Here is a 24,635-nt window from a genome sequence, read left to right on the forward strand (position 1 = left end):
TAGTAAAGTTTTCAATTTAATCATTTCTTTTTGACCGTTGGTCAATTTCGTCCATCAACTGAGTTCAATATGGATTTTTTCTTTATTTTATTACTATTAGCAGGAATTACTTATCTTTTGGTGCGTCGGAGTGCCAGTGGCTTGACAACGACTCCCATTTGGTTATTATGGTTTGTTGTCATGATTCCTGCTTTTACCTGGAGTCTTTGGCTATTATTTATGGGGGAAGAAGCAGAAATTCCTGTTTTATTAATTTTAATTCCCTTTATTCTTTCTCCACTTTTATATTTTTGGCTGTTACAACGGGGAAGACAAGATCCCACCACAGCCAATTCTTCTGAGTCTGTTGAGAAAGAACCCCTCAAGGAAAAATTAAATGATATCTCTCTTGAAAAAGAAGATAACAACTCCCAATCAACTCGGATTTTAAGTCAATCGGAAGAAGAAAAATTAAAAACTTGTTTTCCTTGGGAGGTCTATTATTTACAAAATGTTGACTATGGGGGTCAAGCGGTTTTGTGTCGCGGAAAATTACGCACTGTTCCTGAAAAAGCCTATCAGAAAATTCAAACTAATGTCCAAAAGCAATTTGGGGATCGCTTTTTAATCTTATTCCAAGAAAGTTTTCAAGGCGAACCTTTTTTTGCACTCGTTCCCAACCCCAAAAAAGAAAAGAAAGAAACGACTCAAGATCAGGACTTAAATAAGCCTTGGCTGGCTCTAAGTTTAGCCGTGATTACTTTATTTACCACAACAATTATCGGCGCGAATTTAGCAGGTGTCTCTTCAGAAGAGTTTCAATCCAATCCGAGTTTATTGCGGGAAGGATTACCTTATGCTTTAACCTTAATGTGGATTTTAGGCTGTCATGAATTTAGCCATTATTGTGCTGCCATTTATTATAAAATTAAAGCAACGTTACCGTATTTTATTCCCGTTCCCTTCTTTTTAGGAACATTTGGGGCGTTTATTCAAATGCGGTCACCGATTCCTCATCGTCGGGCTTTATTTGATGTCGCGATCGCGGGACCATTAGGCGGATTTATTATGACTGTTCCTCTCTTATTTTGGGGACTGTCTTTGTCCGAAATTGTTCCCCTTTCCGAAGAATCGGCGTTACTCAATATTAATTCCCTCGACCCCCGTTCTTCCCTTTTAATGACAGTCTTTTGTAAAATAGCTTTAGGCAGTCAACTGGGAGCAGAATCTGCCATTGATTTACATCCGATCGCGATCGCGGGTTATATTGGTTTAATTGTAACTGCTTTAAACTTAATGCCAGTGGGACAACTTGACGGCGGACATATTGCACACGCCATTTATGGACAGCGAACTGCTGTTATTATTGGTCAAGTTTCTCGCTTATTAATGTTAATCCTCGCCTTAGTTGAACCCAGTTTTCTCATTTGGGCAATTATTTTATTTTTCATGCCAATTATAGATGAACCAGCCCTTAATGATGTAACAGAATTAGATGATATCCGTGACTTATTAGGCTTTTTAGCGTTAACTTTGTTAGTAACAATCTTATTACCCCTTCCTGCAACTTTTACCGATTTACTCAATGTTTAATTACAGAAGATTTTAACCAATAACGAAGAACAAAGAACAAATGAGCAAAGAAAATCAACCTAATGGCATTAAAATTATCGCTCAAAATCGCAAAGCACGGTTTCTGTATGAGATTTTAGAAACCTATGAAGCGGGTATTCAACTCATTGGTACAGAAGTGAAATCTATTCGTGCGGGGCGTGTCAATTTACAAGATGGCTACGCTTTAATTCGTAAAGGAGAAGTATGGCTGATTAATGTTAATATTTCTCCTTATGAAGGAAGCGGTGCTTATTTCAATCATGAGCCGAAACGAACCAGAAAACTGTTACTACATCGCCAAGAAATTAGTAAATTAATTGGGAAAACCGAACAGAAAGGATTAACTTTAGTTCCTTTAAAGATGTACTTAAAAAAAGGAATTGTCAAGTTACAAATTGGCTTAGGAAAAGGGAAGAAATTACATGATAAGCGCGAAACGATTAAACGTCGTGAAGATCAAAAAGAAATGCAGCGTGTGGTTAAGCGGTACTAACAATTCCTGACCATTGCACCGCTTTTTCCCGGCTACGACGATAGGAAAAGAAATGTTCTGATTCTTGATAAGTGCAGTGGGGTGCAATGGCAATTTGTTCTGGATGAAAGCCCATTTTTTCCAGTTGTAAACGGTTAACGCAACGGACATCTAAACGAACTTTTGCTGGGTCTGGATCTTGAATTAGGGGAGAAACGTCAGATTCCCACAGTTGTTTGAGAATTTCATCGGAAGATAGGTTCGCTTCTTCAGGAAATAAACTGCGCCCAACTTGTGCAGCAACGTCTAAACCCACTTGATACACTTCCCCACTAATCGCAGGGCCCAAAGCGACTCTTAAATCCGACAGTTGGCTGTTCTGGTCTAAAAACTGCGCGATCGCGCAAGGTAAGATAGATAAAGCAGTCCCCCGCCATCCTGCATGAACCGCAGCCACTTGTTGAGTTTTGACATCCGCAATCAAAGCGGGAGTACAATCCGCACTCGCCACCCATAACGCTTGGTTTCTCCCATCACTCCCTAAACCATCCGCTTCTAAAAATTCAGTTTTGGCTGCCATGATTTGAGAAGGAGAAACCACCTGTTTCCCATGGACTTGTTTGGTTCGGTAGGCGGTTGCATCAGGGGTCAGAATTTGGGTTAACTCATCTAAGGAATAGTCTCCAAAATGGCGGGTAAAAAAACCATGAGGAAACTCCTCTAATAATCGACACTGTAAATAGCTGAAGCCTTGTCCTTCTCGCCATTGCCAAGTGACTTGTTCCGTTGAAGAAATTGAGGAAAAAACCACAGTTCTTAATTTCCTAAAAGATTGACACTCTAACCAATTATGAATTATGAACGATGAATTCTGCATTCTTCCCCCTGTTTGGTACAATCAGTATGCCCTTGCTACAGTAGTAAAGCGGAATCTCTAAGACAAACCAGACATCTGTCTCCTGTTGGAAGATACCAAAGCGGTATTTAACTCACTCCCCAAATTAGAAGACAATATAAAAGAATCAAAAAGCGTTCTGAGGAGAACCATTCATGTTGCGAAAACTTATTTTAATCACAGTGGCGACTGTGTTTTTTGCCTGTCAACTGCTTGTCAACCCTGTCTCTGCTTTAGAACTCGATGAAGAAAGTCGCACCGTTCAATATAATGAACAAGGCGATGAAGTCGTGATTAGTATTAAAGAAGCAGAAAGAGGGAAACGTCTCTTTAACGACACCTGTGCACAGTGTCATTTAGGTGGTGTCACTAAAACCAATCCCAACGTTGGCTTGAGTTTAGAAGCCTTAGAGCGTGCAGAACCCCCTCGGGATAATATTGCAGGGTTAATTGATTATATGAAAAACCCCACCACTTACGATGGGGAAATTGATATTAAAGAGATTCACCCCAATACCGTGCGCTCTGATATCTATCCTGAAATGAGAAACCTAACGGACGATGATCTCGAAGCGATCGCGGCTCATATTCTCATTCAACCGAAAGTCCGAGGAAGACAATGGGGTGGCGGTAAAGTCTATAACTAAGGCTTAACTGATGACCTCAAGTCTGTCTCGTGTCCCTCCTCATGAATTTGGGGAGGGATTTTTAGTACACTATTACAAATAAACGTCACGATTAAAGTTACAGGAAAGCCTGATCCCTATGACTATTGAAGCAGCAATGGGAGAAGAAGCCATTAAGGAAAATTTAGAACAGTTCCTGATTGTTCTATCAGTTTCTTTAGGCGTAGCAACCCTCTCCCAAATTTCCAGTTTCTTTCGCCAAATTCCCTATACGTTACTTTTGGTTATTGTTGGCTTAGGATTAGCATTTGTTGACATCCGACTCGTTAATCTTTCTCCCGAATTAATCTTAGAAATCTTTTTACCCCCACTCTTATTTGAAGCAGCGTGGAATATTCGCTGGCGTAATCTCAAAAAAAATTTATTTCCCGTTGTTTTACTTGCCATTATTGGGGTTGTTATATCAGTGGTTGGGATTGGTTTTAGTCTCAACTATTTTAGTGGCTTATCCCTCCCCATTGCTTTGTTAGTCGGTGCTATTTTAGCAGCAACCGATCCTGTTTCTGTTATTGCTTTATTCCGAGAACTAGGAGTGGGAGAACGCTTAACGGTTCTCATGGAAGGAGAAAGTTTATTTAATGATGGTGTTGCGGTTGTTGCTTTTAGTCTATTAGTGGGAATTCCCCTCGGAACGCAAGAATTTTCGGTCACTAATACCCTCATTCAATTTGTTACCTTTACAGGGATTGGCATCGGTGCGGGGGCGTTAATTGGCTTTGGAATTTCTTATTTAACGCAGCGTTTTGATTTGCCCTTAGTGGAACAATCTCTGACTTTAGTTTCTGCTTACGGAACTTATTTAATCACTGAAGAATTAGGCGGTTCTGGTGTGATTGGTGTGGTGACAGTCGGGCTAATTTTAGGGAACTTTGGCTCTCGCATTGGCATGAATCCGCGGACTCGTTTATTAGTTTCAGAATTTTGGGAGTTCATTGCTTTTTTTGTCAATTCAATTGTCTTTCTCCTGATTGGCGATCAAATCAATATTCGCGGTTTAGCCGATAATGGACAGTTAATTTTAATCACAATTATCGCCCTAGTGATCATTCGTGCTATCAGTATTTATGGCTTAGGAACAATTAGTAATTTAATCACGAAACAGGATATTAGTTGGCAAGAAGAAACGGTTTTATGGTGGGGCGGTTTACGCGGTTCGGTTTCCATTGCGTTGGCGTTAAGTGTCCCTGTCATGTTAGATGGGAGACAAGATATTATTGAAGCGGTGTTTGGCGTTGTCCTCTTTACCTTGTTAGTCCAAGGATTGACGATGCAAACCGTTATTGAGAAGCTAGGCTTAATCGGCGATCGCGCTCAACGTCGTACCTATAGCGAATTAATCGCCCGTCGCAGTGCGCTCGAACGGGTTTTAGCCCACTTAAATGCGGTTCCCCCCTCCCCCAGTATTGATGAAGAGTTTAAAGACTACCAAAGAGGCTTAGTCAAAGGACAACTCGAAAGCGTCAACCAAGAAATTACGAAGCTACAACAATCTTATCCCCAGTTACGATCTTTAGAACAAGAACAACTGCGGGAACAACTTTTAGAAGTGGAAGCAGACACTTACGCTGAGTTGATTCGGGCGGGTAAACTCAATAATAATCTATCTCCCTTATTGCAAGAAGTCCTCGCCAAACCAGAGTGAGAGGGAAACAATTATGTTTCGGTCTCAGGTGATCAAGTGCTACGAGTTACCCTATTGCACCCTAGAAATTCTCCGTCAAGATCGGTTTCGGTTGGTGATCGAAAGTTTTGATCTCAACTCCGAACCTACATTTCAAATCAGCAGCGATCGCGCTCATCTCATATCCCTTGCTCAGACCGTACAAAAACAGTTACAATCAGTTCACCCTCCTGGCCATCAACCACTGGACAAACAACCTGCTTATCCAGTTCATTGGGTAATTGAGGATCAATCCTACTCAACGCAACTGAGTTGGGGACAGCTTTCAGATCTAGCCAAAATTTTAGACCAATACCAAACTGATGTCGAAAAGAATCCCAGCTTTAATGGGAATACTCAAAAATATATGATTAGTTTGATTGCTCTCTTATTCATCATTATGGGCGGAATCATCGCCAGAGCGAAAATTCATCCTCAACCGTTGAAAACAGAGGTTCAATCTTCTTCTGTCTCACCTCCAGAAAACAGCACTGCTTCTTCTTCGGCGACCGCTTCGGAAACCCCACCGACTCTTTCTCCTCTCCCCCCCTCCCCGAAGCGAAAACTAAAATTGTCTGACTCCCTTGCCAAGCTGGATCAACTCTCGCCTCCCGCTTCAATCACAATTCCGACCCCCGTCCTTACGGATCGCCCCTCTCTTCCCCCACCGCAACCGATCCCTGATCCCATTTCTCCCCCTCCCCAACCTCAGTTTCAAGAGTCAGACATTCCCGCCAGAAAACAAGTCAACCTTCCCACCAAACCTCAGCCAGAAACCTTATTTGACCACACCCCACAAGTGGCTCAAATCCGAAAGTATTTTCAATCTCGATGGAATCCCCCCGAAAACTTAAAACAAGACATCGAATATCAAATGATTATTAACTCGAATGGCTCTCTGGAAAAAATTATTCCCCTCGGGACAGTTGCACAAAACTATGTGTCACTTCTTCCTTTTCCAAAATTAAATCAAGATTTTGTCTCGGCTTCCCCCACGCAAACTCAGCAAAACATTCGCTTGGTTTTTCGTCCCAGTGGTCAGGTCGAGACCTTTCTGATTCATGAAAATTAAATTTGATGAAGCAATCAATTTTGTGAGTCAAGCGAATTGATTGCCAAAAATCGCTATGATTTAGGATATAAGGATTTATCTTTTTAAGTTCCGTGAGTCAGTGTATTAATCCCGATTGTCTCCATCGAAATCCCCCGAAAGAACAATTTTGTGAACGGTGTGGTGAAAAACTTTTACTACGAGAACGGTATCGAGCAATTCAGCCACTCAGTGCAGGGAGTTTTGGTAAAACCTTTGTCGCCATTGACGAAGATAAACCATCGCGATCATATTGTGTGATTAAGCAATTTCTTCCCAAAGCTCAAGATCGCTTTTCTATGGAGAAAGGATCTGTACTTTTTGAACGGGAAGCCCAGCAGCTTGATGAACTAGGAAAACACCCACAAATTCCCGAGTTACTCGCTTATTTCACGGAAGGTAATTATAAATACTTAATTCAAGAATATATTAGTGGTCTCGAACTCAGAAAAGAGCAAGAAACATTCGGTGTTTTTAACGAGAAAAAACTCCTGAAATTTCTCTATGAGATCTTATCAATCTTAGAATTTATTCATAACAGACACATTATTCATCGTGATATTAAACCAGAAAACATTATTCGCCGATCGCGCGATCGCAAACTGGTCTTAGTGGATTTTGGGGCAGTGAAAGATCTAAAAGGATTAAGGATTGCCCCAGCGGGAACGATTATTGGCTCAACGGGCTATACAGCCCCCGAACAATGGCAAGGCAAAGCAACAGTAGCCAGTGATCTCTACAGCGTTGGTGCAACCAGTATTTATTTATTAACGGGAATCCAACCAGGGGATCTGTTTGATTACTTAGAGAATCAATGGATCTGGCGTAAAAAATTGGGCGTTAACACGATTAGTGAAGGCTTAAGTCGGATTTTAGATCGATTACTCGCTCTCCCACTTTCTCAGCGCTATACCTCAGTTGAGGAAGTGTTAACCGATTGGCACGCTTTAGACAATACCTCTCTCGACCTTTTAGAGGAGGAGGATGATCTTGAACAACCTCTAGAACTTCATTCTCACCCCACCGATCAACAGGATTTAGCTGCATTTTGCTTTCTCACCGATCAAAAACAAATCATCTCACCCTCCAATGAGACTGAAGGCAGCGAGATTGAAACCAGTTTCTTTTCCGATGCTGATGTCTCTAATGCCCAAGAAGACGGCCCTATTGAAATTAACCAGATTCACCCCAGCCTGAGAAGACTCTTAAACGTCCGTAAACCTGTTCACCCTACCTTAAAAAAACTTTTAAATGACCGCGACCCTGACTATATTCGCGTTGATATTCAAGTTAATAGCGCCCTGAAAATTATTGAGCATTCGGAAAATGCTGGGTATTTTGCCACCTCCCCAGAGTTAATCCAAGTCGGGGTGGATGCGCGTCGGGGATTTCCTGAATTAGTCGGTTTAGAAAAAATTGCTGCTGAAATTCGCCAAGGTCAAAGACAAAGCCTAGAACTGAAAGAAATTTCTCGGGAGCAAGAAGCCAACACTCCTCTCTATTTTGACCTTTATTTTACCTGTGACCCCGGGGAATCTCAAAGTGAAAATATGCTGATGATCTTAATTATTGAGGCAACAGAAGCCGTTTCGGAGGAAGAGAACTTCACTCCATCTTTTGATCGCTCCTTAACCCTAGAACAAGGTCAGGCAGCTTTGGTTAATCAGCAAGACCCGCTAACCAAGCTCCCGAATCGTGAGGCGTTTGAGGACTATTTGTATGAAGAATGGCGACATTTAAAGCGTCAGCAGCGATCGTTGGCTTTGATTCTCTGCGATTTGGATTATTTTGAACAATATAACGAAACCTATGGTTACGCTGCTGGTGATCAATGTTTACAGAAAGTGGCAAAAATTTTGCAATCTGTTGTGCGACGCCAGGCTGATATGATTGCTCGTTTTGAAAGTCAGCAGTTTGCGCTGATTTTACCCGATACCGAAAATGAGGGGGCTTTATCCGTGGCGGAGAGTCTCTCTCAGGAATTGGCAAACTCAAAACTGCCCAACGACGGCGCAGGGAGAAGAGGAGTTATAACCTTGAGTTGTGGCGTAGCAAGCCTGATTCCTAGCAATGAGCTACACCCCAAAACTTTAATCCAAAATGCTGATCACGCGCTGAGGCAAGCGAAAGAACAAGGGCGCGATCGCGCTGTCCTTTTTCAAGATCAAAACTAAACCGAACTTTGGGCGAGAAGTGCCGTCCCATAAGCAGCATCCTGATACGGTGAAACCCTAACTGGCACTGACAACAGTTGTTCCCGAATTTGTTGCCAAACTGGGTTTTTCGCCCCGCCTCCTGCTGTATAAACCTGATGTAACGGTGTTGCTCCTAAGTCTTGTAATTTTTGATATCCTTGGGCTTCAATACGAGCCATACTTTCTAACAAGCCTTGTAGAAAGGTAACATCACTTTCAGGACGAGGACTTAACTGAGGAGATAAGTTTGGATCATTGATCGGAAACCGTTCCCCAGCTTGCACAAGGGGATAATAATTTAAATCTGTGCGCTGTGTGGGATCAATTTGTTCAGAAAGTTGTTTTAAGTCTTCATCACTAAAAAACTTCCTTAAAACCGCCCCACCTGTATTAGACGCGCCACCCGTTAACCATAAATTCCCATAACGATGGCTATAAACCCCATATTCACTCGCTTGCACAGGGGTTTCACTTAATAGCTTTAAGACTAACGTTGAACCGAGAGAAGTCACAGCCTCTCCTGGCTGCTTCGCCCCACTGGCGATAAACGCTGCAATACTATCAGTGGTTCCCGTACCAACTTGGCAATCTTGCGGTAACTGGAATTTTTCAGCGAGATCGGGTTTGATCTTGGCAACAACCGTTCCTGGGGCTAACACTTGCGGTAAAATGCCAAAACAGGATAAAGTTTTCAGCCATTGCGGATAACACAGACTCTCCACATCATATCCCAGTTTGAGGGCGTTATGATAGTCGCTGATGCCCAGTTTGCCATGGAGGAGAAAGCCTAACCAATCTGCTTGATGGAGGAAAAATTCCGCTTGGGAAAAGAACGGTTGCTGTTGCCAATAAAGGAGTTTCGCTAAACTAGAGGAAGCACTTTGCACCAAATGATTAGTCGGTGCAATTGGTTGCAGTTGTTCTAAATCGGAGTCGGGAGCGCGATCGTTATATAGCAAAGGGGAGGTGAGAGGATTGCCAGCGCGATCGCAGAGTAAAACTGTTGCTGATGTGCCGTTAATGGCGATTTTAGTTAGATTTTTTCGCAGCGCGATCGGAATTTCCGCTAAAAGAAAAAACAGAGCCTCTCGCCATTGTTTGACCCAGTTATCCTTTCCTTGAAAAGAACATTCCCTTTGTGTCTGGATCTGTTGAGACTCATCAATAACCACTGCTCTCGCCCCTGATGTGCCAAAATCAATCCCAAGATACAATTTCATCATTTAGAATTAGCTCAAATTGAAAAAACGCGCCCCTCGTAATCGAACCTTAACCTGCTCAGAGCAAGAGCAAGCAAGACTTAGCCCCTGTTTACTGTCTGTGGATTCCCCAGTTAGTGTGCATGATATAGCAGGGAAAATTATTAATCAAGATTTTTTTAAGACAGCCCCCTATTTACCGCAATCTTTTATAGATCTCTTGATTATGGATCCCCCTTATAATCTTTCTAAGAACTATCATGGGCATCTGTTCAAAGAAAAAGAAAAGGGAGACTACCAAAATTGGTTTTCATTGATTTTAAATTTAATCAAACCCCTCCTGAAACCCACCGCAACCATCTACATTTGTTCGGATTGGAAAACCTCTATCCTGATTGCTCCTATTCTAGAAAAAGAGTTTTATATTCGTAATCGCATTACCTGGGAGCGAGACAAAGGACGAGGGGCGAAAACGAATTGGAAAAATAATACAGAAGATATTTGGTTTTGTACAGTAACAGATGAATATACTTTTAATGTTGATGCGGTGAAACAAAAACGCAAAGTAATCGCCCCCTATCGAGATCAAAAAGGTCAGCCCAAAGACTGGAGTGAAGAAGATAGCGGTAATTTTAGATTGACACACCCTTCTAATATCTGGACAGATATCAGTATCCCATTTTGGTCAATGCCTGAAAACACAGATCATCCCACCCAGAAGCCTGAAAAACTAATTGCAAAATTAATTCTTGCCAGTTCAAATCAAGGGGAGATGGTGTTTGATCCGTTTTTGGGAAGTGGTACATCAGCAGTGGTTGCTAAAAAACTGCAACGGAACTTTAATGGCATTGAAATTAATCAAGAATATTGCTGCTGGGCATTAAAACGTTTACAGTTGGCAGAGACAGATTCATCGATTCAAGGCTACGCTGATGGTGTTTTCTGGGAGAGGAATAGTTTAGCGGAGCAAACCAAAGAAAAAAAATCCTCTTCTGATAAAGCATTAGAACAAGTTGAACAGAAGGAATTATTCAAATGAAGTCTAACTTTTTTTATGGTGAGTATTATTTAGATGTAGCTGAACAGATCAAAACCTACATCAACTCAGCACCTGATTTTCTTTCTAGGGCAACATCAAAGAGTACCAGAGCAGCAGGAGATGCTATTGAATCCCTAATTGCTGAACGTTTTGATACTTTTCTAGGAGAATGGTGTAAAGAATACTCGTCGAATTTTGCTCGTCGTGCTATGGCTGATGTAGCATTCAAGGATCAAGAAGGTTTTTACTGTGTTGTAGATGTTAAAACTCATAGAGAAGACACTAAGTTTAATATGCCTAATTTAACTTCAGTAGAAAGGTTGACTAGATTCTATGAAGACAATATGAATATATTTGCACTGATTATGGTCAAATATACCGTTCAAGAAAATAGAGTTAGAGCAACTGAAGTCAGCTTTAGCCCCATTGAATTTCTGGATTGGAATTGCTTAACTGTGGGAGCACTGGGATGGGGACAAATACAAATTTCAAACTCGAATTTTATTCAAGTCAATCACGGATATTCTAGAAAACAGTGGATGCTAACTCTTTGCGAAACTATGTTTGAGTTTTACCCTAAAGAAATACAGAAAATTCAAGAGCGTATGGGTCGTTTCCAAGAACTTAAAGAGTCTTGGGAACAGAAGCCTGACATCTGGATCTAACAATGTTAGTTGAGACCACTGTCTGAAAAACTTGGATGCGGAACCCGGGACTTGAACCCGGAAGTCCTTGCGAACACTAGAACCTGAATCTAGCGCGTCTACCAATTCCGCCAGTTCCGCTTATGTATGACCTAAACAGCGCGAATAATAAACTTCTCACAATTTGCAGGGATTGTCAAGTTTCTAGACTACTTTCTGAGAGGAAAATTAGCCTAAAATTTGAACCGAACGGGTCAAACTGTTTAAGATAGAGAAACCCACTATACTGAATCGTCCTTAAGATTTATTTTAGCTTGGTTAAAGATCACGCCTTCTCCTCATTTAAGTAGCAAGGCGATATTACAGAGCCTCCATTAAAAATCGCCAAGTGTGGGGAGTGGTTGAACGAAAAAAGCTGACCTGAGTCATTATTTAGGTAGCCCAAAAATCAACAATTATCATGAATAAAGACAGTATGAAGCAAAGCAAATTTAACGTGACCAATCATCATCAATCCCAAAATAATAATTTAGCCTCGAATCAAGGACAACCTTGGCTATTGGAGGAGCGAGACGCTTGTGGCGTTGGGTTTATTGCTTCCAAACATGGCAAGGAAAGTCACGAATTAATTCAACAGGCAGTCACGGCTCTCGGCTGTTTAGAACATCGTGGGGCGTGCAGTGCAGATCGTGATTCTGGGGATGGGGCTGGAATTATGAGCGCCATTCCCTGGCAGTTAATCAAAAAATGGTTACAAGATAATAATTGCTTTATTCCTTCGCGGGAACACCTTGCTGTAGGAATGCTCTTCTTACCGTTAGACGAAGAACAAGCAGCACGAGTTCGCGCTTGCATTGAAAAGGTATTGAAACAACACTGCTTATACGTTGTGGGCTGGCGTGCTGTACCCGTGAACCCAGATGTCTTGGGAGAACAAGCCCAAGCGAACCGACCTCGCGTGGAACAATTAATCTTTGCTTCCCCAACGCAACGCGGAGATGATTTAGAAAAAACTCTCTACATTACCAGTGCGGAAATCAAACAAGAAGTGACCTCCTCAGCAGGATTAGATCATCCCGATGACTTCTATGTTTGCTCCTTCTCCAACCGAACCGTGGTCTATAAAGGCATGGTGCGCTCAGTGGTTTTAGGAGAATTTTATCTGGACTTTAAAGATCCCAACTTTACCAGTCCTTTTGCCATCTATCATCGTCGTTTTAGCACGAATACCATGCCCAAATGGCGACTTGCTCAACCGATGCGGATGCTGGGTCATAATGGGGAAATTAATACTCTACTGGGCAATATTAACTGGATGTCGGCACGGTTAACTGATTTAGCAGCCCCCCACTTAACCAAAGAGGAAATGGCAAGTTTGCCTCTGGTCAGTCAACATAAAAGTGATTCGGCTAATTTAGATAACGTGATGGAGCTTTTAGTCCAAGCAGGACGAAGCCCGATGGCTGCGTTAATGATGCTAATTCCTGAAGCCTATCAGAATCAACCGGAATTAGCAGAACGTCCAGAAGTGATTGACTTTTATGAATATCATAGTGGCATTCAAGAGCCTTGGGATGGCCCAGCGCTGATTGTCTTTAGTGATGGCAAAACAGTCGGAGCAAACTTAGACCGCAACGGTTTACGTCCCGCCCGTTACTGCATTACCAAAGATGATTATGTCATTGTGGGTTCAGAAGCGGGGGTGCTGCCGATTCCTGAAGCAGATATCATCGAAAAAGGTCGCTTGGGTCCTGGGGAAATGTTGGCGGTTGATTTAGAACATCACTCCATCCTAAAAAATTGGGATATTAAGGAACAAGTGGCAAAAGAAGCCCCTTATGGGCAATGGCTGCGAGAAGGACGCAAAACCATCGAGTTAAAAACCTTTCCCGATGCGCCACAAATGGATAACACCGATGTGTTGCGGAAACAATCGGCATTTGGCTACACCGCAGAAGATGTGGAAATGGTGATTCAGCCGATGGCAACCCAAGGGAAAGAACCTACCTTCTGTATGGGGGATGATATTCCGTTAGCGGTGTTATCGGATAAACCACGATTATTATTTGATTACTTTAAGCAACGCTTTGCTCAGGTGACAAACCCCGCCATTGACCCCTTACGGGAAAGTCTGGTCATGTCCTTGCACATGTCGTTAGGGGAACGGGAGAACTTATTAGTCGCAACCCCAGAACACGCCCATATGCTGCACATTAAAACCCCAGTTTTGAATGATAGTGAACTGGATGCAGTTAAAAATGCTGAGTTTGCTACAACGGAACTTTCGACACTGTTTTCCGTTGCTGATGGTCCAGAATCGTTGGAAAATGCTCTCAAACGCTTACAACGTGAAGCAGCAGAAGCAGTCAAAGCGGGGAATAAAATCTTAGTGCTGTCCGATCGCGCTGGCGATGGCATTAATGAACAATATAGCTACATTCCGCCTCTGTTGGCAGTGGGAACGGTTCACCATCACCTGATCCGAGAAGGGCTACGGATGAAAGCCTCTTTAGTGGTGGATACCGCCCAGTGCTGGAGTACCCATCATTTTGCTTGTCTCATTGGTTACGGTGCGTCTGCGGTTTGCCCCTATTTGGCGTTAGAAAGTATCCGTCAATGGTGGGCGGATGAGAAAACTCAAAAACTGATGGATAAAGGACGCTTGGAGAAAATGTCTTGTGTGGAAGCGCAAGAACACTATCGCCATGCGGTGGAAATGGGGTTACTGAAGATTCTCTCCAAGATGGGAATCTCGCTGCTGTCTAGCTATAACGGCGCACAGATTTTTGAAGCCATTGGTCTCGGTGCCGATGTCATTGATATTGCCTTTGCTGGGACAGTCTCTCGCGTTGGTGGATTGAACCTTTCTGAAGTCGCCCAAGAAGTCATTAACTTCCATCATCGCGCTTTCCCTGAGTTACAAGGGAAAAAATTAGAAAACTTCGGCTTCTTTAACTATCGTCCTCGGGGAGAATATCATATGAATAGCCCCGAAATGGCAAAAGCCTTACATGAAGCAGTTGCTGGGAAAGATTATGACCATTATGAGGTTTATACGAAGCACCTCGAAGAGCGTCCCGCAACCGCCCTGCGTGATTTATTAGATTTCAGCAGCGATCGCGCTTCCATTCCTTTAGAAGAAGTTGAACCCGTTGAAGAGATTGTCAAACGCTTCTGCACTGGCGCAATGTCTCTCGGTTCACTCTCCCGAGAAGCTCACGAAACCCTTGCGATTGCCATGAACCGCATTGGCGGTAAATCCAACTCTGGGGAAGGGGGAGAAGATCCCGCCCGTTACGAAGTGGTTCAAGATGCCGATGCCGAAGGTCATTCGGAAACGTTCCCCCACCTGAAAGGCTTACAAAATGGCGATACCGCCAGTTCTGCGACCAAACAGGTGGCTTCGGGTCGCTTTGGGGTAACACCTGAATATTTGATGAGTGGTCGCCAAATTGAAATTAAAGTGGCGCAAGGGGCAAAACCTGGGGAAGGCGGACAACTCCCTGGTAAGAAGGTCAGTCCTTATATTGCCATGTTACGGCGGTCAAAACCAGGTGTTCCTCTGATTTCTCCTCCTCCTCACCACGACATCTATTCCATTGAAGATTTATCCCAGTTAATCTTCGATTTACACCAGATTCATCCCGAAGCGAAAGTCTCGGTAAAACTGGTTGCAGAGATTGGCATTGGTACGATCGCAGCAGGTGTGGCAAAAGCAAACGCAGATGTGATTCAAATTTCGGGTCACGATGGCGGAACGGGTGCATCTCCTTTATCTTCCATTAAACACGCAGGAACCCCTTGGGAATTGGGCGTGAGTGAAGTGCATCAGATGTTATTAGACAATCAGTTGCGCGATCGGGTGCTTCTCCGTGCTGATGGTGGCTTCAAAACTGGCTGGGATGTTGTCATGGGCGCGTTATTGGGTGCAGAAGAATATGGCTTTGGTTCAGTTTCTATGATTGCAGAAGGCTGCATTATGGCGCGGATCTGTCATACGAATAACTGTCCCGTTGGTGTCGCCACACAACAAGAAAAACTCCGTAAACGTTTCAGTGGTACACCTGGTCATGTGGTGAACTTCTTCTACTTTGTCGCCCAAGAAGTGCGGATGTTATTAGCCCGTTTAGGCTATCGTCGTCTTGATGAAATTATTGGACGCTCTGACCTCCTCAAGCATCGTGAGCAAATGAAGGTCACCAAAACCCAATCTCTGAACTTAGATTGTCTCATCAATCTGCCCGATGTTCGAGACGATCGCAGTTGGTTACAACATGAGGACGTTCACAGCAATGGCCCCGTTTTAGATGATGAGTTATTGAATGATCCTGAAATGATTCAAGCCATCAATAACCAAACCGAGGTCAACAAATCCGTTAAAATCGTCAATACCGATCGCGCGGTTGGGGCAAGAATTGCGGGTAAACTCGCGAAACAATACGGCGATACTGGCTTTAAAGGTCACATTAACATCAACTTCCACGGCGCAGCAGGACAAAGTTTTGGTGCATTTAACCTTGGGGGAATGAACCTGAAACTGACAGGTGAAGCTAATGACTACGTGGGTAAAGGGATGAACGGTGGCGAAATTGTCATTGTTCCCCCAACAGAAGCCAACTATGAACCTGCAAATAATGCCATTATTGGGAATACGTGCCTCTATGGCGCAACCGGTGGACATCTCTACGCCAATGGTCAAGCGGGAGAACGGTTTGCGGTTCGTAACTCCTTTGGACACGCCGTTATCATGGGTGCAGGCGACCACTGTTGTGAATATATGACGGGTGGTGTCGTCGTTGTCTTAGGTAAAACGGGACGCAACGTTGGTGCTGGGATGACGGGCGGTATTGCTTATTTCCTTGATGAAGAAGATAATTTCCCCGCCAAAGTCAATACTGAAATTGTCAGCTATCAACGGGTGGTTAGCCAAGCTGGAGAAGCCCAACTGAAAGGGTTAATTGAAGCTCATGCTCAACGGACTGGCAGCAAAAAAGCCCAGATGATTTTGGATCATTGGGAGACTTATCGCCAAAAATTCTGGCAAATTGTTCCTCCTTCCGAAGCGGAAACCCCTGTGGCGAATGCAGAAGTAGCCCAAGAAGAAAAAACCCTCACTAGTGTCTAATTTTTCTTCTCATTAGATCCAAAAACGCACCTGATGGAAACATGAGGTGCGTTTTTCATATAACCAAAAGCACTCTAGACTGTAGATAACAGTTCTTCTGGTTCTTCAGATGTGTTCACAGGAAGATGATGACCAACCGTAGAAGGATTTTCTAAGCCTACTTCATGACAATGGGCTTCAATTCCTAAGCCTTTTCGGGGATATTCTGCACAAATCGCTTGGTATTGCGCGATCGCGCTGCCTAACTCCTCACGACTCAACTGATTGAGATAGCCACATTTGCCAATTTCCCCTTTTGGCATCGGTGCTGCTAAATTTCCCCCTCGTTTCTGCACCATTTTCTCTTGGGCTGCCCAAACGGTTTCTTCGTTCAGTAACACATCATGCCACAGACTCAAACCAAAGGAACTAATCAGCTTAAGAATGCGATGGAAATCTTCGTGACTGAGCCAGTTATTGCGATAACTCAAGTACGCGCTAAAGCCCATCCCAACTGCAACTGCGTGTCCGTGTAACAATCCTGCTTCAATTTCAAATCCAGGAGACCAAGTATGTCCGTAAGCATGAGGACGACACTGATGGGTTTCGTAGAGGTTATCATACTCCGCTTCCACATAACTCCGCATCGCTGCACCGAGAATTTTCTGAGATAGAACACTAATTTTGTCATTCTGTTCGGAGTTAAGTGTCCCAAAGCGAGTGGTTATTAAGTCCTCCCCTGCTTCTTCGAGATCACTGAATAATTCCGCATCTTTAACCGCTGCCATCTTCAAAATCTCAGCAATACCATGTCGCAGCCATCCTTCTCGTAATGTTTTAAAGAAAGAGCGATCTGTGAGAGAAAGAATGGGTGCGTGGTAAGCCCCAAAGAGATTTTTATAACCAAAGCCATCACAGCAGGTGCGAGGAGACGGACCCGCATCAATTCCAGCGACAATAGACGTGGAAAGCATCACATAAGGCGTGTTGCGATGGTATAACGCACAAGCTAAGCCACCTGTATCGGTTAAAACGCCTCCACCGACAATTAAAACGGGTTCATTCCGAGAAACCCCCAGACGTTTAAAGTCGCCGAGCATTCTTTCTACCGTATGAATCCCTTTATCCACTTCCATGGCGCGATAGACGAGTTTATCTAACTGAATTTCGTGATATTCAAAATAATTGTTAATCTGCTCGCCATAGTATTGTTCTACATTCTGATCCACCAAACAGACACAGCGACCTAAAGAAATATATAGATCTCTTAAAACCGTCTCTTGCGGATCAAGACAATTTTCCAGCACTTTAATCGAAGTGAAAGTGCTCGCACTCATGACCGCTTCCACAGTTTGGTCATCTTCTGTACTGACGACATAACCCCGACTTTGACGATAACTGGATGTGGGATAAACCGCATGAGGATCGGTTTCCACAAGGCGCGAGGAAAGTTCTTGATAAAATTTCCCATCTTCGCTTTGTAAGAGACAATCCAGCAGTTTGGTTTTTGCGATTTCAGAATGATGGATACGGTTGGAAAAGCGATACCACTCAGAAGCAGCATTTTCATCAAAACCTGCGATTAATTGCGCTAATAACCCAAAGAAGTGACTGAGAGAATGATTCAGACAAGTCCGCAGTTGGCGACACGCTGCTAAACCTTCAATCGCTTCTGCTTCAGCAAATTCTTCTCCCAGATCAGGGGAGAACGCATCACTATCAATCAGTGATAAAAGTAGATGCCTAAAAGGAGTTGTGCCAATAATCGCTTCGACAGCCTCATTTAAGTCTTCCTTGGTTAAAGGTTCATTGTTATAGGTGGCGATAAACGCTTTTACAGCAGAGGTTGTTTTCGTCATGATTGAGTTCTCAGAACAAATTTACAGATGGTGTTACTCAGAAAGCAGCGAATTTGCTTAATATAAGTTAACACGCCTCTCATCTTAGAACAGCCCTCCAGTCGGAATTTCTATCTTTCTATAGAGACGGTTTTCTCGGTGTTTTCAAAAAGAGTGATTTTCTGAAAACCAGTTAAAACAAGCCTTAACAGTGGTGTTATTGACGAAACGAGCAAGGGGGTTAAGACAAAAAATTCCTAGCAGTGGTATCATTCCACCGCCATTATTAGCTGATTTTTATCTAATTTTTTATTAATTTTTAACTTAATTTCTGAAAAATTCAGGGTTAATTCTTAAGTGTGAGGACGCTCGAAATGACGTAAAGTGCCAAAGGCAATCGCGCCTAGAAATAACAAACTGGCACTGATTACAACGATTCAGTCAGAAAGCCATCGGCTTCAAACCGATGGACGGGGCTTACAAGCGTCGTCACCCTCGTTCCGACGACAGCCCCTCATGAATGACAAGGGAGGACTTTAGTCCTCTGTGTCTGCTAGAATCGAACAAGCCCAAAGATGGTGAAAAACCCGTCAGGCTTATTAAAAAAGTAGAGATACAGCTAGACTTTTTTGTTTAGCCAAGGTCTGTAGGGCATCCTTGAACGGGCGCATCCTCACCTTCGCTCCGGCTTCGGGAGACTCCTTTCTGACACTCGATTTGTGATTTTAATCCATTGAGTGGTTTCGATTGGAATCCACGCGATTTTAATCCGTGGAGAGTTCAAGCCGTATCGGAGTCCCGCTAAAAGAAACACCAAACCGAGCAGTCATTCATCCTTCGATTTCAAACCGAAGGATGAATGACTGATTTTTCTGTAAGGAAGGAGAAATGGTTAACCCCAAGGGAATCTGGAGAGCGTTCCATCCGTTAAGAATTACGAGAAAAAGACTCTGTTGATGGCGTAAGGGCAGTTTTGGTACTGGAAGCAAGGGCTAACACAGCCACAACCCCTAAAATGGCACTAGCAAGGGCATAAGTGCCACCTGCACCAACCCACTTCACAGCCGTTTGACTGGCGAAGGGCGAGAGAAACTCACCAATATAGAAAGCAGTGGTTAACCCCCCTAAGGCTCGTCCGCGAATCTTCGGTGTAACAGTTTGCGTCACCCAGACTTTGCAGTTGGGGAAGAGTAAACCAAAGCCTAAGCCACTGACAGCTAAACCTAAAACAATAAACTTAACACTCGGGGCAACTGCAACAATGATATGTCCGATGGAGCCAAACGTGAACGCGATCGCGAGAATATTAACAAAGGTCAACCTTGCTTTCAGCCAGCCATATCCTAAAGATGACCCCGCTTGACAAAACGTCATCGTCGCAATGGCAACCCCACTCAGAGATGCAGAGGCATCAAAAGAAGACCGTAAATAGAAAGGCAACTGTACAGGAGTGAGATAAAACAGGAACATGTGCAGCAGTTCCACCCCATAAATAATGCTAATGGTGAGTAAGGGCAATTCTGACCAAGAAAAAGTTGCTTTTTGCTCGGTCTCGACCACATCCTCGATTGGTTCTCGCAGCCACAGCATCATAAACGGAACCAGACTCAACGGCAACAGATAAATCAGAAAAGGAGTGCGCCAACTCATATCAGCTAAAACGCCACTCAAGGATAAGACAACCACACCCACTGTGGCGATAACCGTTGATTGCAGTCCCATCAAAGTAGAGCGGGTCTTAGGTTCGTAATAATCAGCAATGAGGGTGGTGACACTGGTAATCGCAGCAGCAACCGCAAAACCCAGGACAACACGAGTGAGGAGAAGTAAGGTCAAACTATCCAACCCATACCCCATCACACCAGAAAGACTAGCCATAATCATGGAAGTGACCAGTAAAGTTTTCCGTCCGACGCGATCAATCATTTGACCCACGAGTAACCCACCGATAATAATTGAAAGGGCAGGCATAGTTAACACTAACCGCACCCAATACTCAGAATTATTCACCTCGGCAAAATAATCTTGAATCGCAGGGAGTGCTGGGGAAATTGCTGAACTCGGTAAAATGACAATCGGGCTAGCTCCCAGCAGAACCGCCTTTACTTTCAAAGCGTTACTATTAAACTCAGACATGGTGAAGTCAAAAATAATCTTAATGTCTCGTTTTTAACATTTCTTAACGTCGATAACCTCATTCTCAACGCAGATTCATCTAATTTCGGGATTGGGTTAGGCTTCAGTTATGATAGATGTAAACTTTTATAAAGAATTATCCCGATTTAAAACTTATGACTTCCCTCGTCAGTAAACACAGTCCAGAAAAAGAACAACCTTACTCGAAAAAAGAGTGGCGACAGGGATATCAGTCCCAGCGACAAGAAGCCAGTTATTGGCTCGAACCTTTATCGGGGAGTGTTCCCAAAGAATTAAACGGGACTTTATTTCGTAACGGACCCGGCTTACTAGATATCAATGGCATTCCTGTTCAGCATCCCTTTGATGGCGATGGGATGGTTTGTCAGTTTTCATTTCAGGACGGAAACGTTCATTTTCAAAATCGCTTTGTGCGGACGCAAGGCTTTGTGGAAGAACAAAAAGCAGGAACCATTCTTTATCGCAATGTTTTTGGAACGCAGAAACCTGGGGGTTGGCTAAAAAATGCGTTTGATTTTAAGCAAAAAAATATTGCGAATACGAATGTAATTTATTGGGGGAATAAATTACTTGCCCTTTGGGAAGGGGGGCTTCCCCATCGTTTAGATCCCAAAACCTTAGAAACTATCGGCATTGATCAATTAGATGGGGTATTAGGCGATCATGAAGCCTTTGCAGCCCATCCTTGGATCGAACCGAAATCGGTCATTAATGATAATCAACCCTGTTTAATTAATTTTCAGATTGAACCTGGTTTATCAACCACCATTCACGTCTATGAATTTGATCCTAAATTTAATCTTTTAAGAAAACAGAGTACCAGTGTTCCTGGTTTTGCCTTCATTCATGATTTTGCGATTACCCCTCACTACTATCTCTTTTTCCAAAATCCCGTAGAGTTTAATCCCATTCCCTTTGTTTTAGGAATCCGAGGCGCAGGAGAATGTATTAAATTTAAGCCCGAAAAAAATACGAAGATTTGGGTGATTCCTCGGGATCAAAATCGTGGTGAAGAGGTCAAAGAATTAGAAGTAAATGCTGGATTTATTTTTCATCATGCTAATGCTTTTCAGGTCAACAAGAATCAGCTTTGTGTGGATTCCATTTGTTACGCAGATTTTCCAGAAGTCGATCCTGATTCTGATTTTCGTGAGGTTGATTTTGAAGCCCTTTATCCTGGTCAACTGTGGCGATTTACGCTCGATTTAGAAGCAGCAACTGTCAAAAAAGACTTAATTGAACCTCGGTGTTGTGAGTTTCCTTATGCCCATCCAGACAAAGTGGGACAACCCTATCGGTATTTATTTATGGGAACTGCCCATCAACCGCGTGGGAATGCCCCGTTACAAGCAATTTTGAAGTATGATTGGGAAACCCAAGAACGTCTCGTCTGGAGTGCAGCCCCCCACGGCTTTGTCAGTGAACCGATTTTTGTCCCTAAGCCAGACAGTGCAGAAGAAGATGAGGGCTGGGTCTTAACGCTCGTTTATAATGGTCAGACTCATGCTTCGGAACTGGTCATTCTCGATGGCAAAACTTTAGCAGAAGTTGCCCGTTTAGGGTTGAAACAGCATATTCCCTACGGTTTACATGGCAGTTGGAGTCCTTTTCAGTTGTGAGTTAAATCTTGGATGAGGGTTCGCAGTTCCTTCAGTCGCACGGGTTTAGAACGATAATAGTCGGCTCCCACTACCAGATATTGTGCTTCTTCTTGCTCCTGAGTTAAAGCAATAATGGGGGTATGGGTTAGGTGAAGATCAGCACGAATTTGGCGAATGGTTTCTAGGCTATCGAGACCCGTCATTTCCATATCGATGAGGATCACATCAGGGGTTTCTTGTTTAGCGAGCGCGATCGCGCTTTCTCCATCTTGAGCACAGAGCACTTCAAAGCCAAAGGCTTCCCAATAATCAGAGATTGTCAGGAAATTGGCTTGTTGATCTTCGACTAAGAGAATCTGAACTGATGGACTATTTTTTTCCTCTGTTGTTACGGTTTCATCACGGGGAGTTAGATCAGGTAGGCTAATCTTAAATGTGCTGCCTTGTCCCACTTCACTTTCAACCGTAGCCGTTCCGCCATGTAACTCTGCAATTCGTCGCACTAAGGAAAGCCCTAAACCCGTCCCCCCTTCTTGCAGATTGAGATCCGTATCGAGCTGCATAAACGGTTGGAACAGTTGTGCTTGGCTTTCTTCGCTAATCCCAATCCCTGTATCAATCACAGCAAAATGAACGTCTCTCCCTCCGCCACTGAGGTTCTCGGTGGTGGTTACTTTTAACGTAACACTTCCCCCCTCTGGAGTAAACTTCACCGCATTCGTCAGTAAATTAATTAAGGCTTGTCGCAAACGACGCTCATCGCCGTAGAAAGGAGTTTTGCCAGAAATCTCTGTTTTCAACGTTATCGACTTTTTTTCCGCACGTTCGCGAATAAACAGTAAACTATGCTGACACAGCCCCTCTAGATTAACCTCTCCCAGTTCCAGTTCCAGTTTTCCAGCTTCAATTTTGGAGAGGTCGAGAATATCGTTGATTAAAGCAAGTAAATGTTCGCCACTGTGAGTAATCGCTTCTAAATATTGACTTTGTTTTTCATTCAACGCCCCGTAGGTTTGCGCTTGTAACCGTTCTGCAAGTAATAAAATGCCATTGAGGGGAGAGCGTAATTCATGGCTCATATTCGCGACAAACTCATCTTTGAGGCGATTGGTTCGCGTCAGTTGTTTATTTAATGCTCTTAATTTTTCTTCTGCTGCTTTGCGTGCAGTGATATCTCGGAAAATTGCCCTTGTCGCCACTGGTTTCCCCGCTTCATAACGACAATCAATATTTCCTTCGACAATAATCGTTTCTCCTGCTTTGCTGATTAATCGCAACTCCACCCCATCCACCCGCGTGCGCTTTCCCTGGCTCATCTCATTCATAATCTGGCGACAATGCTGAGTATCATCTGTTGGTAAAAGATCAAACACCGTTAACGCTCTCACTTCCTCCTTTGTGTAGCCTAAAGTGTCGCACCAAGCACGGTTCACGTATTGAAAGCGACCATCTTCTAAAGCAACGCTCTGAATTAAATCATTAGCATTATCAATAAAATCTTGTAGCTGGAGTTCTCGTTTTTCGTTTTCCGCCGAAAGTGCTTCCACTTGCTGTTCTAGGGTTTCAATCCATTCATACATCCCCAAGGGATTAAATAGATTTAAGACATCTCCTTGGGTAATAATTCCTGCCAGTTTTCCATCCTGATGGGTTACAATGACTCGACTAATCCGACGATCGCGCATTAATTGCAGGGTTTGCCAAAGCGTATCCTTGGGCTGTAGCGTAAACAAAGGGCTACTCATCACAGCTTCTGCTGTCAGCGTCGCTAAATCTAACTCCAAGGCTTGATATTGAACAATATCTCCTTCTGTAATGATCCCTAAAGGAACTTCGTCTTTCGCAACCACCACTGAGCTAATTTCATGATCGCTCATCAACTGGGAAACCTTTCTTACCGAAACCTCTAGATCAACGCAGATGACAGTTTTCAGCATGGTTTCTGCATTCTGGCGCAGGCGCAACAGATGAACCGGACGCAGTAACTTACGCAAACTGGCTTGTGTAATCAATCCTTGCAAGTTTCCATTTTCATCAACAACAGGTAAGTGGCGAATGTGATGCTGTCGAAATAGTTGCAAAGGGACAAAAAAATCGGTTAATTCTGAAGCTGAAATCGTAAAGATCTCTGTTGTCATCACCTCTTCCACTGCAATCCCTTGTAAAGCGTACCCTTGAGCACTGAGGCGAACAATATCTCGTTCAGTCAGGATTCCCAATAGTTTTTGTTTTGCTGTCACTAAAATACAACTGGTATCAGTATCAGCAAAGATTGCGTCTTCATTAGGAAGGGAACAGACATAAGCAGCACAGGAATTTTTGGTTTGAGTGATTAAACTGAGCGCATCAAGAACAGAGGTTTGTAGGGGAACTGTTAACGGAAATTGAATAATGGCAGCTTCAACTTGAAGGTTAGTGACAGACTGGAAGTGAAGATCGCTAATCATTTGCTGCTGGATGTT

General features: G+C 43.4%; 15 protein-coding genes and 1 tRNA gene. 10 read left to right on the plus strand and 6 right to left on the minus strand.

The genetic code is table 11. The features are described 5' to 3' along the window. Window positions 1-69: 69 nt before the first annotated feature. Both PCC7418_RS07850 and smpB read left to right on the plus strand, forming a co-directional pair. Window positions 70-1,572 (plus strand): site-2 protease family protein, encoded by a 1,503-nt coding sequence (locus tag PCC7418_RS07850; protein ID WP_015225641.1) that lies wholly within the window; start codon window positions 70-72, stop codon window positions 1,570-1,572. Window positions 1,573-1,612: 40 nt separating this feature from the next. Beyond that, window positions 1,613-2,086, plus strand: coding sequence for an SsrA-binding protein SmpB (gene smpB, locus PCC7418_RS07855; protein ID WP_015225642.1), 474 nt, complete (start codon window positions 1,613-1,615; stop codon window positions 2,084-2,086). Here smpB and pgeF read toward each other — a convergent pair. Next, on the minus strand, window positions 2,073-2,876 hold the full coding sequence (gene pgeF, locus PCC7418_RS07860; protein ID WP_015225643.1) for a peptidoglycan editing factor PgeF: 804 nt from the start codon (window positions 2,874-2,876) through the stop codon (window positions 2,073-2,075). The two genes, smpB and pgeF, sit on opposite strands and share 14 nt — an antisense overlap. A gap of 239 nt (window positions 2,877-3,115) precedes the next feature. Between pgeF and psbV the strand changes: the two genes are divergently transcribed. From psbV to PCC7418_RS19335, 4 genes are all read left to right on the plus strand, one after another. Next, window positions 3,116-3,607, plus strand: coding sequence for a photosystem II cytochrome c-550 (psbV, locus tag PCC7418_RS07865; protein ID WP_015225644.1), 492 nt, complete (start codon window positions 3,116-3,118; stop codon window positions 3,605-3,607). A gap of 118 nt (window positions 3,608-3,725) precedes the next feature. Further along, the gene (locus tag PCC7418_RS07870; protein WP_015225645.1) at window positions 3,726-5,288 is read left to right on the plus strand and encodes a Na+/H+ antiporter; all 1,563 of its coding nucleotides are present in this window, start codon (window positions 3,726-3,728) and stop codon (window positions 5,286-5,288) included. Window positions 5,289-5,301: 13 nt separating this feature from the next. Continuing rightward, complete coding sequence (locus PCC7418_RS07875) at window positions 5,302-6,378, plus strand: hypothetical protein (RefSeq protein ID WP_015225646.1); 1,077 nt, start codon at window positions 5,302-5,304, stop codon at window positions 6,376-6,378. Window positions 6,379-6,470: 92 nt separating this feature from the next. Further along, complete coding sequence (locus tag PCC7418_RS19335) at window positions 6,471-8,570, plus strand: diguanylate cyclase domain-containing protein (RefSeq protein WP_015225647.1); 2,100 nt, start codon at window positions 6,471-6,473, stop codon at window positions 8,568-8,570. Here PCC7418_RS19335 and PCC7418_RS07885 read toward each other — a convergent pair. Then, window positions 8,567-9,811 (minus strand): FGGY-family carbohydrate kinase, encoded by a 1,245-nt coding sequence (locus tag PCC7418_RS07885; RefSeq protein ID WP_041596532.1) that lies wholly within the window; start codon window positions 9,809-9,811, stop codon window positions 8,567-8,569. The two genes, PCC7418_RS19335 and PCC7418_RS07885, sit on opposite strands and share 4 nt — an antisense overlap. 19 nt (window positions 9,812-9,830) lie before the next feature. On the opposite strand from PCC7418_RS07885, the gene PCC7418_RS07890 reads away from it, so the two are divergent. Both PCC7418_RS07890 and PCC7418_RS07895 read left to right on the plus strand, forming a co-directional pair. After that, on the plus strand, window positions 9,831-10,829 hold the full coding sequence (locus tag PCC7418_RS07890) for a site-specific DNA-methyltransferase (RefSeq protein ID WP_015225649.1): 999 nt from the start codon (window positions 9,831-9,833) through the stop codon (window positions 10,827-10,829). After that, window positions 10,826-11,494, plus strand: coding sequence for a hypothetical protein (locus PCC7418_RS07895; protein WP_015225650.1), 669 nt, complete (start codon window positions 10,826-10,828; stop codon window positions 11,492-11,494). Before PCC7418_RS07890 ends, PCC7418_RS07895 begins: the two co-directional genes overlap by 4 nt. Before the next feature lie 36 nt (window positions 11,495-11,530). Here the strand turns inward: PCC7418_RS07895 and PCC7418_RS07900 are convergent. Continuing rightward, window positions 11,531-11,614 (minus strand) — tRNA-Leu (locus PCC7418_RS07900). A gap of 319 nt (window positions 11,615-11,933) precedes the next feature. Here PCC7418_RS07900 and gltB point away from each other — a divergent pair. Then, window positions 11,934-16,598: a glutamate synthase large subunit gene (gltB, locus tag PCC7418_RS07905; RefSeq protein ID WP_015225651.1), complete on the plus strand. Its 4,665-nt coding sequence runs from the start codon at window positions 11,934-11,936 to the stop codon at window positions 16,596-16,598. A 74-nt stretch (window positions 16,599-16,672) separates the two neighbouring features. Here the strand turns inward: gltB and PCC7418_RS07910 are convergent, their stop codons facing one another. Together PCC7418_RS07910 and PCC7418_RS07915 are read right to left on the minus strand one after the other, a co-directional pair. Beyond that, a complete protein-coding gene (locus PCC7418_RS07910; protein WP_015225652.1) occupies window positions 16,673-18,436 on the minus strand; it encodes a sedoheptulose 7-phosphate cyclase in 1,764 nt (587 codons plus the stop codon). 906 nt (window positions 18,437-19,342) lie between these two features. Then, the gene (locus PCC7418_RS07915; RefSeq protein WP_015225653.1) at window positions 19,343-20,551 is read right to left on the minus strand and encodes an MFS transporter; all 1,209 of its coding nucleotides are present in this window, start codon (window positions 20,549-20,551) and stop codon (window positions 19,343-19,345) included. 155 nt (window positions 20,552-20,706) lie between these two features. Between PCC7418_RS07915 and PCC7418_RS07920 the strand changes: the two genes are divergently transcribed. Next, window positions 20,707-22,191, plus strand: coding sequence for a carotenoid oxygenase family protein (locus PCC7418_RS07920; protein WP_015225654.1), 1,485 nt, complete (start codon window positions 20,707-20,709; stop codon window positions 22,189-22,191). Here the strand turns inward: PCC7418_RS07920 and PCC7418_RS07925 are convergent. After that, a complete protein-coding gene (locus PCC7418_RS07925; RefSeq protein WP_015225655.1) occupies window positions 22,182-24,620 on the minus strand; it encodes a CBS domain-containing protein in 2,439 nt (812 codons plus the stop codon). The genes PCC7418_RS07920 and PCC7418_RS07925 overlap by 10 nt on opposite strands. Window positions 24,621-24,635 lie beyond the last annotated feature (15 nt).

It is taken from the genome of Halothece sp. PCC 7418, from assembly GCF_000317635.1.
Classification (GTDB): Bacteria; Cyanobacteriota; Cyanobacteriia; order Cyanobacteriales; family Rubidibacteraceae; genus Halothece.

Coding starts and splice junctions, on each gene's coding strand:
- PCC7418_RS07850 (WP_015225641.1), top strand. CDS start 70: ATGGATTTTTTCTTTATTTTATTACTATTAGCAGGAATTACTTATCTT.
- smpB (WP_015225642.1), top strand. CDS start 1,613: ATGAGCAAAGAAAATCAACCTAATGGCATTAAAATTATCGCTCAAAAT.
- psbV (WP_015225644.1), top strand. CDS start 3,116: ATGTTGCGAAAACTTATTTTAATCACAGTGGCGACTGTGTTTTTTGCC.
- PCC7418_RS07870 (WP_015225645.1), top strand. CDS start 3,726: ATGACTATTGAAGCAGCAATGGGAGAAGAAGCCATTAAGGAAAATTTA.
- PCC7418_RS07875 (WP_015225646.1), top strand. CDS start 5,302: ATGTTTCGGTCTCAGGTGATCAAGTGCTACGAGTTACCCTATTGCACC.
- PCC7418_RS07885 (WP_041596532.1), bottom strand. CDS start 9,811: ATGAAATTGTATCTTGGGATTGATTTTGGCACATCAGGGGCGAGAGCA.
- PCC7418_RS07895 (WP_015225650.1), top strand. CDS start 10,826: ATGAAGTCTAACTTTTTTTATGGTGAGTATTATTTAGATGTAGCTGAA.
- gltB (WP_015225651.1), top strand. CDS start 11,934: ATGAATAAAGACAGTATGAAGCAAAGCAAATTTAACGTGACCAATCAT.
- PCC7418_RS07910 (WP_015225652.1), bottom strand. CDS start 18,436: ATGACGAAAACAACCTCTGCTGTAAAAGCGTTTATCGCCACCTATAAC.
- PCC7418_RS07915 (WP_015225653.1), bottom strand. CDS start 20,551: ATGTCTGAGTTTAATAGTAACGCTTTGAAAGTAAAGGCGGTTCTGCTG.
- PCC7418_RS07920 (WP_015225654.1), top strand. CDS start 20,707: ATGACTTCCCTCGTCAGTAAACACAGTCCAGAAAAAGAACAACCTTAC.
- PCC7418_RS07925 (WP_015225655.1), bottom strand. CDS start 24,620: ATGATTAGCGATCTTCACTTCCAGTCTGTCACTAACCTTCAAGTTGAA.